A 12,578-nucleotide genomic window follows, 5' to 3' on the forward strand; every position below is an offset into this window, starting at 1 on the left:
TATAGCAAGAGACTCAGACCTCGACCTTAGTGTTATTGCGTAAATACTTCTGAATTCTTGAGAAATATCAATATACTTACTTATCCGCAGATACTTGAAAAAATGTAGGTTCAATTGAAAGAATGTTCGGATACACTTAACAACATGCGGTGAGTTATCCGGCTGCTATAAAAACGCCATTCTTCGCTACTAACAGATTGATGTAATATTGAGTCGCAATCGGCTCTCAATGAGAGACATATATGACCCTGACAAGCTATTTTGCGCTGTTCCGCTCCAATTCTGCTTCTGCTCAGAACAATGGCCGTATGACCTATCATTCTGTTAGTAAAAACAGATTCTCAAAAAGGGCCTTAATGGCCTCTGCGCTGGCGTTTGTTCTGTTGGGCTCGCCATTAGTTCCCGCTCAAAGCGCGAAAGCAAATTCCCAGTCCTTGCCGGCTGCAAGCTCTCTGTCAGGAAGTTACCTGTCAGGCAGAAGCGCCCTTCTTGCTCAGGATCTGGCCGCCGCGTCCAACTATTTCACCTCAGCTCTGCAAGGTGACCCGGATAATTTTTATATTCTCGACCGCGCATTTGTCACATCACTGGCAAACGGCAATGTCGAAAAAGCGCTCCCTCTGGCAAACCGCATTCTGGAAGAAGACAACGAGCACTTCCTTGCGCAGCTGGCCGTTGCCGCGCAGCGCATTCATGAAGGTGACTTCACCACCGAACTGCCAGATGCCGTCACGCAAAACGTCAACCCGCTGTCCCGTCTGAGCTTCGCTCTTGTTTCAGCCTGGGTTAAAGCAGGTCAGGGCAAAACAGATGAGGCCATCGCAGATCTGACAAGCACCACAGGTGCCAAGTGGTTTGACCTCTTCATCAATTTCAATGCGGGCCTGCTGGCTGAATACAACAACAACCCGCATCAGGCCGCCGAATTTTATAAGGCAGCCTACGAGATTGACCGCGGCGCCCTGCGCAACGCCATTTCCTACACCCGTATGCTCGCTGCGTCCGGCAGACAGCAAGAAGCGCTGGACATCGTTGCCGAATATGAGCAACTCATTCCAGAACATCCGCTTCTTGTCACTCTGAGAGAGAAGATTGAGAGCGGCGAGGTTATTGAATCCGTCGCCAAATCACCAGCTGAAGGACTGGCGGAAGCCTTGCACGGTCTCGGCATCGCAGTCAGCAAAGAAGGCGAAGAGCTCTCCGCAAATTACCTGCAACTCGCCGCCTACCTCAATCCGAAGAATGATTCAGCCCTGATTGGTCTGGCCTCATTGTTTGAGCAGCTTGGCGACAACGAGCGCGCCATTGAGTACCTGTCAGCGGTATCAGACGGCTCCCCAATGAAACGCGAAGCTGAAATCCAGATTGCGCTTCATTACAACATTCTGGATAATCTGGAAGAAGCCCGCGCCCATCTTGAAAAGCTGGTGAAAGCAGACCCGAGCGATCTGGAAGCCATCACATCTTTGGGCAACGTGTTGCGCGGTCATTCCCTCTTTGAAGAGGCTGAAACCTCTTACAATCAGGGCTTGGATACCCTCAGCGAAATTCAGGCAAATCACTGGACGATCCTGTATTTCCGCGGCATCACCCGCGAACGTCAGGACAAGTGGGACGCTGCTGAAAAAGATTTCCGCGAAGCTTTGACCCTCAAGCCTGAACAGCCAATGATCCTCAACTACCTCGGATACTCCCTAGTGGATCGTGGTCTGAAGCTGGATGAAGCCCAAAAGATGATTGAACGCGCTGTTCGCCTGCGCCCAACCGATGGGTACATCGTCGACAGTCTCGGCTGGGTTTACTATCGACTGGGTCGCTATGAAGAAGCCGCTGAAAAGCTGGAACGAGCCGTTGCTCTGCGTCCACATGACCCAATCATCAACGATCATCTGGGCGACGCATACTGGCAAGTTGGCCGCAAACTGGAAGCACGGTTCAAGTGGAACCATGCCCGCGACCTTGAGCCAGAGCCAGAAGATCTGAAGCGCATTCTCGACAAAATCGAAAACGGCATGGACGAGGCTGTTCCGGTTGGTCTGGCGAGTTCCACTGACAACAAATAGCTCATAACACGATCATATTATGATGACTTTGGAAGATACAAAGGCAGCACGGGTTGAGGAATTAGCCCGTGCCAAGGTGAACCTTGCCCTCCACATCACCGGTCAACGGGAAGATGGCTACCACATGCTCGACAGCCTTGTGGTGTTCCCTGAAATCGGCGACCAGATCTCGGTTGAACCAGCCCCCGACCTTTCACTCCAGATCACTGGAGAGTTCTCTGCGAAGATACAGGGCGATCCTGCTGACAATCTGGTCATCAAAGCCGCAAACATGCTCGCAGAACACCTGCCCTCCGCATCAGGAGTTCAGATAGAGCTCGAAAAATCGCTCCCCGTTGCAGCAGGCATTGGTGGCGGATCCGCAGATGCAGCCGCAACCCTGCGCGCACTCACAAGGATCTGGGGCGTGTCTCCGTCTCCAACAGACCTTGCCAAACTTGCCCTCAGTCTCGGCGCTGATGTGCCTATGTGTCTGGAAGAAAAACCTGCCCGCATTCGTGGCATTGGGGAGATCATCGAACCGCTGACAGATCTCCCATCCGGCGCGATCGTTCTGGTCAATCCATTGATTGAGGTCTCCACCCCAGCCATTTTCCACGCACTGGAAAAGAAAAACAACACCCCGCTGCCGGAAATGCCAGAAGAGTTCGAGAGCATGAAAGCCCTCGCCAACTGGCTCAAAACCTGCCGCAACGACCTACAAAAACCAGCGATCTCACAGGCACCAGAAATCTCTGAGGTCCTCGACCTGCTGGCCTCCCAGCCAAATACCCTCCTCGCCCGCATGTCCGGCTCCGGCGCCACCTGCTTTGCCCTCGTTGAAACCCTAGAAGCCGCCCAAGCCATAGCCTCCCACTTGCAGGAAGCTAAAGGAAACTGGTGGATCAAGGCGGCACGGGTTTAGGCTGGCGTGGAAACCAAACTTATGTGCAGAAAGGCTTTGCCATAAGTCTCTTTTTAAAAGCCATCTATGCTGCCAAGCGGTTCCACGATGGGGGCTAACCTCCCCATCTTTTCACCTAGAGCAGACACGCCTTTACCCTTCACAGATTACCCCGATCATTCAGAAGCCGAGGACAGTCTGCTGTGATCTGGTTTGCCTTGCAATTTTGCCTTCAATCCAAAGTTGTCCTCACATACACACCACAACAACTAGCTAAATTCCAAAAGGTAAACTCCTGATCTACCGTATCTTTTCAGCCGATGTTACAACATCATCAAGACAAGTTATGACTCAATAAGTTTATTTGATTTTGATTTTCTCCGCTCTGAAATCATCCTTCAGGCATAATAATATGCGGAGAGAATATGACTAATCAGCCCAAGTTGACCACTGCTTTTGGTTCCCCCGTCCCCGACAATCAGAACATTCAAACTGCAGGCCCCCGCGGTCCAGCTCTGCTGCAGGATGTTTGGTTCCTCGAAAAAATGGCCCACTTTGATCGTGAGGTTATTCCTGAGCGCAGAATGCATGCCAAAGGTTCTGGCGCTTATGGAACGTTCACAACAACCAATGACATCACCAAGTTCACTCGCGCTAAGATATTTTCCGAAGTTGGCAAAAAATCCGATTTATTTATGCGTTTCTCGACAGTGGCAGGAGAACGTGGCGCTGCTGATGCAGAACGGGACATTCGCGGCTTCGCCATAAAGTTCTATACTGAGGAAGGCAATTGGGATCTGGTGGGCAACAACACACCAGTCTTCTTTCTCCGCGATCCGCTAAAGTTTCCAGATCTGAACCATGCAGTAAAACGAGATCCGCGCACCAACATGCGCAGTGCGGATAACAACTGGGATTTCTGGACGAACCTGCCTGAAGCTCTGCATCAGGTCACAATCGTCATGTCAGACCGCGGCATCCCAGCGACTTATCGCCATATGCATGGATTTGGCAGTCATACCTACAGTTTCATCAACGCAGACAACGAGCGTTATTGGGTTAAGTTCCACTTTGAAACCCAACAAGGTATCAAAAACCTGACAGATCAAGAAGCCGCTCAAATCGTTGCAAATGATCGCGAAAGTCACCAGCGAGATCTTTATGACAGCATTGAGAATGGCGAATTTCCGAAATGGACACTGTCAGTCCAGATTATGCCAGAAAAAGAGGCCGGCAATTATCACATCAACCCGTTTGATCTAACCAAAGTCTGGCCCAAGTCCGACTATCCGCTGATCGAAGTTGGCGTGCTTGAACTGAACCGAAATCCTGAGAACTACTACGCTGAAGTTGAGCAGGCTTCATTTGCGCCGTCCACAATTGTGCCCGGCGTCAGTTTCTCTCCCGACAAAATGCTTCAGGGCCGCCTGTTCTCTTATGGGGATGCTGCGCGGTATCGTCTTGGAGTTAATCACTCGCAAATCCCGGTCAATGCACCGCGCTGCCCATTCCATTCCTATCACCGCGACGGAGCCATGAGAGTTGATGGCAACAACGGTTCACGTATCGGATATGAGCCGAACATGTTTGGCGAATGGCAACAGCAACCAGATTTCTCCGAGCCACCACTCTCAATAGAAGGAGCTGCGGGTCATTGGGACCATCGGGAGGATGAAGATTACTACTCTCAGCCTGGCGCTCTTTTCCGCTCAATGAATGCAGATCAGAAAGAAGCTCTGTTTGCAAACACAGCCCGCTCGCTTAGCCCCGCACGTATCGAAATCCAACACCGTCATGTCCGCAACTGTTACCGCGCGGACCCTGCTTACGGCACAGGTGTTGCAGCTGCGCTCAACATCAGTATCGCAGATGTAAAAGACATCTAAGTTACATTGATAGCCAAAGATCAGGGGCTCTGCCCAAGCCGACCAACCAACCAACCAACCAATAAAGGCCCCTGATCCACAATTGCCGAAGTACATTCTAAGGGGAAAATTCAATGGATTTCAAAGGTAACGAAACTCATATCAATCGACGCATGCTTTTAACGCGCGGTTCCACGATGGCTGTCGCCACAGGAGCATCTGTCGTTGCGAGCAATGCCTGGAGCGCGAGTCAAAATGAGGAAGACTTAAGCGCCAAAATCCTTCAGGTCATATCGGAGCTTGAAGCAGAAACAAATTCTGAGCTCGCAGCTATTACCTGGTCCAGACAACATATCGCGAACAGATTGCGGGCATCACTTAATTTGCCTATTGAGCAGGAAGAGTACAACAAGAATTATCGGGATTATTACGACCACAAGCTGCAAAAGGCATGATTTAAAGTAGCTTTTTCAATGCACTGCTGCACTTTTATTTTCAAACGAGCAGCAGTGCGAACTCCTACTTTATTTAGATTTTTTGCTCAAGGCACGTCTTCAACGCCTGCCATCACTTTACCCTTGGTACACAAGTCTCACTCCCAGTACAGCCAACAAAAAAGCGCCGGGCATTTCTGCTGCGGCGCTTTTCAATTTCTTCGAACTGCTCTCTGATTAGCTCACACGGGCAATACAGAAGTCGACGGCTTCTTTCAGCGCCTGCTTGGCAGGACCGTCTGGCAGGCTGGCCAGAGCTTCAATTGCAGATGCACCATAATCACGCGCTTTTTGAACCGTATCAGCCAGAGCGCCAGTGTCGTTCAGCAGCTTGATGGCATGATCCAGATCGCCGTCTTTGATGTCTCCATCTTCCAGACAACGTTTCCAGAACGCCTTGTCCTCATCGCTGCCACGCTCCATCGCGTAGATGACAGGCAGTGTGATCTTGCCTTCGTGGAAGTCGTCACCAACGTCCTTGCCAAGATCAACAGTCGCCCCGCCATAATCCAGCGCATCATCAACAAGCTGGAAGGCATAACCAAGCTCAAGGCCGAACTTGCGCGCCGCAGCACGCATCTCGTCACCTTTATCGGCAATCTCTGGGCTCACTTCGCACGCAGCTGCAAACAGAGCAGCTGTTTTAGCCTCAATCACCCGCAGATACATCTCAAAGGTCGTGGTGGTATCCTGAGCGGCGCCCAGCTGAAGCACTTCACCTTCAGCAATGATTGCGGAGGCCTCAGACAGAATGCGCAGCGCTTCCAAAGAGTGCACATCAACCATCATCTTGAAAGCCTGACCAAGCAGATAGTCACCCACCAGCACGCTGGCCTGGTTGCCCCAAAGCTTGCGAGCAGCCAGCTTACCGCGGCGCATATCGCTTTCGTCGACAACATCATCATGCAGCAGAGTTGCCGTATGCATAAACTCTACAGATGCTGCAAGGATGACATGTCCCTCGCCTTCGTAGCCAAACATCTGTGCAAACGCCAGTGTCAGCATCGGGCGCAAACGCTTCCCACCTGAATCGATCAGATGGCGCGCAATTTCCGGGATCAGCTCAACATTAGAACCGGCTTTGGAGAGGATCAGCTCGTTCACCTTCTCCATGTCACCTGAAACGAGCTCTACGAGCCCCTGAATTCCAGCTGGTTTGGCTGTCTGAGATTGAAGACCAACAACGCCCACGGGATACCTCTATTTTGATTCCAACGGGACAATAGGTTGGTAGATAGTCTCGGGCAAGCTTTAGTAAGAATTTGCTGCCAATAAAGTAGTGTCGAAGGGATAATTTACCAATCACAATTAGTTTTTTTCACAATACCAACCCTAACCTGCATACTTTCTGGCAAAATAGGCAACTCTCTTCAAGAGGACATCATCGTGGAAGAACTCATCAGAACAACAGATCCCGTCCTCATCTCGCATCTTGAAGCCCTGCTGGGAGATGCCGAGATCATCTACTTTGTCGCCGACACCAACATGAGCATACTGGACGGCTCCCTTGGCTTTTTGCCGCGCCGGATCATGGTGGAAGCAGACCGTATGGATGAAGCTTGTCAACTTATGCGTGATGCTGACCTGGGGCACTACCTAAAAGACGCGTGAAAACTTCTCTTTAGATAAACAATAGGGATTGCATGAAAACCGGCAGCCTGTATCAGTGCGTTATTGCGACTTTTCTTGATCCGGCGCCGCCATGACCAACCCTGAAACACCTCAATCTCAGCAGCAAACCACCAGGGACAAGTTCCTCGGCGGCAAAGTCATGGTTGAGCAACCTGCAAAAGGCCGTCATAGAGCCGGGCTTGATGCCGTCTATCTGGCCGCATCCCTTCCGCAAAGCACCACAGGCACGCTTTACGATCTGGGCACCGGCGTCGGCACTGCAGCTTTTTGCGCCGCCCACCGCCTGCCAAACATCAAAGCCGTCGGCGTGGAGGTTGACCCCGTCACCGCAGCACTGGCCCGCAAAGGCCTGTCCCTGCCGGAAAACGGAAGTTTTGCTGAACGCGTCTCCATTCTAGAATCCAACCTCACCGCAAAGGGCAGCATTCGCCACCAAAGCGGCCTTGGGTCTTCCATCGCGGATCATGTAATCATGAACCCGCCTTACTACGACAGCGCCCGCTTTCGCGTCACCCCAAAGTCAGACCGTGCGCCAGCCCACGCGCTGGATGAACGCGGCATTGAGCCTTGGATCAAAACCGCGAAAGATTTACTTAAGGACGGCGGAACGCTCTCCATCATCTTCAGAGCAGATGGTCTGCAGGACCTGCTTGACCCCATGCAACGCCGTTTCGGTGCCATCGATATCATCCCGATCCGCCCAACAGCCGACGCACCAGCCACCCGCATCATTGTCCGCGCAGTGGCTGCCAGCAAAGCCCCGCTCCAGATTCTGCCGGGCTTCACCCTGCATGAAGAAGCAGGCGGCACCTTCACCCGGCAAGCCACCACCGTCATGCGCGATGGCATGGGCCTTGGCCTCACAAACCGTTGAGCAACACAGCTAACCTGCGCAGAACAATCCGCTTTCAATATACGTTTTTCTCCCTATTATGATCGTAAGGCGCAAATCAAAGCGCAGCAGATGACTAGGCGGGAGCAGACTATTTATGAGCAGCAAGGTTGATCTACCAAACTCCATTGAAGAAACCCTCACGCTCTTAAGTTCTGGCGGGTATCTGGCAGATCGCGCACTCGCAACCGTGCTGCACCTGTCCTTGCGCATGAAACGCCCCCTCTTCCTCGAAGGCGAGGCAGGCGTTGGCAAAACCGAGATCGCCAAAGTCCTCTCAGCCACGCTCAACCGCCCGCTTGTCCGCTTGCAGTGTTATGAAGGGTTGGACGTGTCCTCTGCCGTTTACGAGTGGAACTATGCCGCCCAGATGGTCGAAATCCGCATGGCAGAAGCCTCCGGCAGCGTGAACCGTGAGAACCTCAACACAGCGCTCTACAGCCCTCGCTTCCTGATCAAGCGCCCGGTACTACAGGCGCTGGAAACCACAGAGTTGGGCGCACCTATCTTCCTGATCGACGAACTGGACCGCACCGACGAAGCCTTTGAGGCCTTCCTGCTGGAAGTGCTGGCGGACAGTCAGGTGACCATACCGGAGCTGGGCACCATCACCTCTGATGAACCACCGATCACCATCATCACCACCAACCGCACCCGCGAGATTCATGATGCTCTGAAGCGCCGCTGTCTCTACCACTGGGTTGATTACCCAACAGCAGAGCGCGAGCTGCAAATCGTGCAGACCAAACTGCCAACAGCCGCCGCAGTTCTCTCCGCTCAGGTCGTTGCCTTCGTGCAAAAGCTGCGAGAGGATGATGCCCTCTTCAAAAAGCCAGGCGTCGCTGAAACCCTGGATTGGGCCACCGCCCTCACAGAACTGCAAGAGGTCGCGCTTGATCCGGAAATGGTGTCAGACACACTCGGCGTCCTGCTCAAGTATCAGGAGGACATCGACCGCATCAAAGGCTCCAGAACCCGTGCGATCCTCGATGAAATCCGCATGGAAGCCAACTCACAGGCCACCATTGCTGGCAGCATGCCTGCCCCAACAGCATAGCCTTGCCTGATGCAGGACACGCTCACCCCCGCTCCATCTCAGCGCCCCCCACACGGGCGCATCACCGAAAACATCGTCCACTTTGCCAGAACCCTGCGCAAAGCGGGCCTGCCTGCTGGCCCATCTTCTGTGGTGGATGCAGTGAGCGCAGTCACCATCAACGGCATTGAGAACAAGCAGGACCTCTATTGGACCCTGCATTCCGTCTTCGTCCACAAACGCGACCAGCAACCGGTCTTCGACGAAGCCTTCCGCCTTTACTGGCAAAGCAAGGGCCTCGTTGAAAAGATGCTGGCGCTGCTGTCTCCGGTCGCCCCTGCCGGACAACGAGAGCCTGAAAAGCCACGCGCTGCACAATCCCGCGTCGCCAATGCCTTTGAGGCCAACAAGCAGCGCGAGGCCAAAGAAACCAAACCACTGGTGGAGGTAGACGCCCGTTTTACCGTCTCAGAAAAGGAAGTCCTGCAAAAGAAGGACTTCGCCCAGATGTCAGCTGAGGAGATCGCGGAAGCACGCAGATCCCTCGCCCGCCTCACCATGCCAGCAGATCAGGTCCGTTCCCGTCGCTTCAAACCCGTCCATTCGCACACTCTGGGCAAACAGGTGGATGCCAGAAGAACCATGCGCGCCACGCTCAAGGCGGGCGGCTCCATCATAGATCTCAAGCACAAAGCGCCCGCGCAGGTTCATCCGCCCGTGGTCGCCCTCTGCGATATCTCCGGTAGTATGAGTCAGTATTCACGCATCATGCTGCACTTCCTGCATGCTCTGTCAGAAAAGCGCAAAACCCACACCTTCCTGTTTGGCACACGGCTAACCAACATCACCCGTGCCCTGCGTATGAAAGACCCTGATGAGGCCCTCGCTGCCTGTACGGATGAGGTCGAGGATTGGTCTGGCGGCACCCGCATTGCCAGCTCGCTGCAAACCTTCAACCGCACCTGGCTCAGACGTGTCTGCCACGGCGGACCAATCGTCCTGCTCATCACGGATGGGCTGGAACGGGAAGCTTATGATGAATTGTCCGTTGAGATGGACCGTCTCCACAGATCTTGCAGACGGCTCATCTGGCTCAATCCGCTGCTGCGCTACGACAAGTTTGAGGCCAAAGCACGCGGAATTCAGGCAATACTGCCGCATACCGATGAGTTTCGGGCAATCCATTCCATGGATGCAGTCAAAGATCTTTGCCTCGCCTTGAATGACAAGCGCATAAATAGTTCATATGATGCCACCAAGAGATTCCTCTAGCACACATCCTGCTCAAACCTTCGGCTCGCCTGCGTGAGACCACGCAGAAAGCCCAACCTTTCTGTCAGATCCGATGACATTCAAAGTACTTCTGCACATTGTAAAAACAGTATCAGCAATCTACGCCAAACGGTTCAACATCAACCGTGACGAGATCTGGTATCTTGCGAAACTTCAGGAAGAGCTCGGAGAGCTGACGGCAGCCCATTTGAAGGCCACCCGCCGCGGCCGTTCCGGTTCAGCAACTCCAAAAGAACTACATATGCAAAAGGAAGATGAAGCAGCAGACCTGCTGGCCCACCTTCTGCTTTATGCAGACCGCAATGATCTCGATCTGGAAAAAGCAATCCGCCGCAAATGGATGGCCCACCTTCCAGCAGAAATCATGGACAAGCAGGTCTGATACACCCACGCATCAGACGCCTCTCAGCGTTGTCACCTCCTTCATTGGCTTTCAAATTCACCATGAAAGGCAATGGTGTCACGCGTATTGAGCAATGCCGTTGCCAAGCGACCAGTTCTCCTTTTCCACCTCAATCAAATTTATAAAGACATCCTCTGACCGGATTTGAGGCTTATCTCCAAGCAGCTCGGCAATGCGTTGAAACAGAGCCTTCTTCTGCGCGGAGCTGCGGGTGTTGTTGAGCGTAATCTGGATAAAAACCAGATCCTCACTGCGGGCAATATCAAGATATGAGCCGCCAAACCGAAAATTGGCACTGGTATGCTCTGTAATCGCCATAAACTGGTTATCCTCTGGCGTCTCAAGCGCATCACGCATGGCATGATAAACACCATCAAAAATCGCCTGCCGGTAAACATCAGATTTTCCTGACCGCAATGAGATATGAACAAGTGGCATCAGCGTTTCCTCCTCTGGTTCGCTGAGGCAACTCTAGACGCGACTTTAATATTTGAATATACAATGACTAACTATATCAGATATTGAAGCTATAAATGACTGATCGCTCTCTTGATCTCGACGCAGTGCGCACATTTGTTAAAATTGCAGAACTTGGCAGTTTCACTCAGGCTGCTGAGACCATGCAGACGACCCAATCAACTGTAAGCCTGAAGCTGAAACGGCTGGAGAAGCGGTTAGGTTGCCAGCTCATAGAGCGAACCCCTCGCTACGTGCAGCTGTCTGCACAAGGCGTGACGTTTCTAGAACATGCGCGGGAACTTTTAAAACAACACGACCATGCACTGGCCTCCCTCACCAATGCCCGTCAGCGATTGACCATCGGCATCAGTGATCATGTTGCAGGACCAGAACTTCCAATGCTGATCGCCCGCATGAACGCACAGGATCCAGAACTCCTGATTGAAATACGGATTGGCTCCTCAGGCGACCTGCTAAAAAGCTTTGACCGGCAGGAACTCGACACAGTGATTGTGCGCCAGCACGAAAGCAGAGAAGATGGCAAGCTGATCGCAAATGAGAAGTTCGGCTGGTTTGCCTCGCAAGACTGGCAGCCTCGCGCCAACGAGCCCCTACCCGTTGCCACCATGCCGGAACCCTGCGGCGTGCGCATCATGGCCGGACACCTGCTCGATCAGGCCGATATTCCATGGAGGGAGGTCTTCATTGGCGGCGGCGTAACTGCTGTATCAGCCGCCGTCATGGCCGGTTTGGGCGTAGCAGCCCTCACCCGCCGTATGCTGCCAATTGGCGCAATTGATGTGGGAGAAAAGCTCGGCCTACCTGATCTGCCCGCCCTGCCAATCATGCTGCATACAAGAGTTCGCAGCGGAAAACCGAACGAAGCGGTCACCGCACTCACCACTGCCCTCAAAAGCGCAGTGCCAGACTAAGCCAGGTTCAATTACCGCGCGATGGTGATTGGTTTGCTGTTGCTTGCCAGTTGGCCTTCCCAGCGGTTCCATTCTGTCATGCGCATACTGCCTTTGGCGCGGGAGAAGTTGTCAAACAAAACGAGCTCCTGCCCTTTCATGCGCCAGTTGGACACAAAGAACAGATCCCCATCCATGCAGTGATTGAAACTGGCAGAGTACCCATCATCCTTAGGTTCTGTGCCAAGTGTCAGCTCACAGACGCGCTCATCAGAGTTGAGATAAACGGTCCAGCCACCAACCATATCCTTCACCTGCACAATAGGCTGCGAACTGCGTTCCTCTTTCTTTCCAAGAGCTGCAGCTGCAACCACACCAGCCAGAAACGCCGTCGCAGTACCTGGATCAACAGTCGCCTGAGCTGAACTGCTTGTCGTCTTTGTGACAACAGTGCCATCTGCCTTAGTTTCCATATTACTTTGCGTAGTCTGTTCCTGCGCGACAACACTCTGGTTGGAAGCAGCATTGGCAGGCGGTTGCGCAGCAGGCGTAGGCGCAGCATAGGGTCCAGCACCTCCCCCGGCACTTTGACAACCTGCAAGCGCCAGCAAACTCCCGACAACAATAAACCTCTTCATTTCATTCCC

At 52.9% G+C, this 12,578-nt stretch carries 13 protein-coding genes; 10 read left to right on the forward strand and 3 right to left on the reverse strand.

The window, feature by feature from the left end; all coding sequences use genetic code 11:
* The first annotated feature begins 242 nt into the window (after positions 1-242).
* The 4 genes from PsAD46_RS22600 to PsAD46_RS22615 all read left to right on the forward strand — a co-directional run bounded on the left by PsAD46_RS22600 (position 243) and on the right by PsAD46_RS22615 (position 5,266).
* Positions 243-2,063: a tetratricopeptide repeat protein gene (locus PsAD46_RS22600; RefSeq protein WP_063307922.1), complete on the forward strand. Its 1,821-nt coding sequence runs from the start codon at positions 243-245 to the stop codon at positions 2,061-2,063.
* 22 nt (positions 2,064-2,085) lie between these two features.
* A complete protein-coding gene (locus PsAD46_RS22605) occupies positions 2,086-2,967 on the forward strand; it encodes a 4-(cytidine 5'-diphospho)-2-C-methyl-D-erythritol kinase (protein WP_063307975.1) in 882 nt (293 codons plus the stop codon).
* 404 nt (positions 2,968-3,371) lie between these two features.
* A complete protein-coding gene (locus PsAD46_RS22610) occupies positions 3,372-4,832 on the forward strand; it encodes a catalase (RefSeq protein ID WP_063307923.1) in 1,461 nt (486 codons plus the stop codon).
* Between the two features lie 113 nt (positions 4,833-4,945).
* On the forward strand, positions 4,946-5,266 hold the full coding sequence (locus PsAD46_RS22615) for a hypothetical protein (RefSeq protein ID WP_208981978.1): 321 nt from the start codon (positions 4,946-4,948) through the stop codon (positions 5,264-5,266).
* Between the two features lie 216 nt (positions 5,267-5,482).
* Here the strand turns inward: PsAD46_RS22615 and PsAD46_RS22620 are convergent, their stop codons facing one another.
* Complete coding sequence (locus tag PsAD46_RS22620; protein WP_063307924.1) at positions 5,483-6,496, reverse strand: polyprenyl synthetase family protein; 1,014 nt, start codon at positions 6,494-6,496, stop codon at positions 5,483-5,485.
* A gap of 195 nt (positions 6,497-6,691) precedes the next feature.
* On the opposite strand from PsAD46_RS22620, the gene PsAD46_RS22625 reads away from it, so the two are divergent.
* The 5 genes from PsAD46_RS22625 (at position 6,692) to PsAD46_RS22645 (ending at position 10,540) form a co-directional block, all read left to right on the forward strand.
* The gene (locus PsAD46_RS22625; RefSeq protein WP_057462549.1) at positions 6,692-6,916 is read left to right on the forward strand and encodes a DUF2007 domain-containing protein; all 225 of its coding nucleotides are present in this window, start codon (positions 6,692-6,694) and stop codon (positions 6,914-6,916) included.
* A 91-nt stretch (positions 6,917-7,007) separates the two neighbouring features.
* Positions 7,008-7,811: a methyltransferase gene (locus tag PsAD46_RS22630; protein ID WP_063298006.1), complete on the forward strand. Its 804-nt coding sequence runs from the start codon at positions 7,008-7,010 to the stop codon at positions 7,809-7,811.
* Positions 7,812-7,926: 115 nt separating this feature from the next.
* Complete coding sequence (locus PsAD46_RS22635) at positions 7,927-8,886, forward strand: MoxR family ATPase (RefSeq protein ID WP_063307925.1); 960 nt, start codon at positions 7,927-7,929, stop codon at positions 8,884-8,886.
* Positions 8,887-8,895: 9 nt separating this feature from the next.
* Positions 8,896-10,137, forward strand: a complete 1,242-nt coding sequence (locus PsAD46_RS22640; RefSeq protein WP_063307926.1) for a VWA domain-containing protein — start codon at positions 8,896-8,898, stop codon at positions 10,135-10,137.
* Positions 10,138-10,210: 73 nt separating this feature from the next.
* A complete protein-coding gene (locus PsAD46_RS22645) occupies positions 10,211-10,540 on the forward strand; it encodes a hypothetical protein (RefSeq protein WP_057462552.1) in 330 nt (109 codons plus the stop codon).
* Positions 10,541-10,618: 78 nt separating this feature from the next.
* On the opposite strand, the gene PsAD46_RS22650 is transcribed toward PsAD46_RS22645, so the two are convergent.
* Positions 10,619-10,999: a tautomerase family protein gene (locus tag PsAD46_RS22650; protein ID WP_063307927.1), complete on the reverse strand. Its 381-nt coding sequence runs from the start codon at positions 10,997-10,999 to the stop codon at positions 10,619-10,621.
* A 95-nt stretch (positions 11,000-11,094) separates the two neighbouring features.
* Here PsAD46_RS22650 and PsAD46_RS22655 point away from each other — a divergent pair, with 95 nt between their 5' ends.
* Positions 11,095-11,952, forward strand: coding sequence for a LysR family transcriptional regulator (locus tag PsAD46_RS22655; RefSeq protein ID WP_063307928.1), 858 nt, complete (start codon positions 11,095-11,097; stop codon positions 11,950-11,952).
* Positions 11,953-11,963: 11 nt separating this feature from the next.
* On the opposite strand, the gene PsAD46_RS22660 is transcribed toward PsAD46_RS22655, so the two are convergent.
* Positions 11,964-12,569: an AprI/Inh family metalloprotease inhibitor gene (locus tag PsAD46_RS22660; protein WP_063307929.1), complete on the reverse strand. Its 606-nt coding sequence runs from the start codon at positions 12,567-12,569 to the stop codon at positions 11,964-11,966.
* Between the last annotated feature and the right edge of the window lie 9 nt (positions 12,570-12,578).

It is taken from the genome of Pseudovibrio sp. Ad46 (genome assembly GCF_001623065.1).
In the GTDB taxonomy this organism is placed as follows: domain Bacteria; phylum Pseudomonadota; class Alphaproteobacteria; order Rhizobiales; family Stappiaceae; genus Pseudovibrio.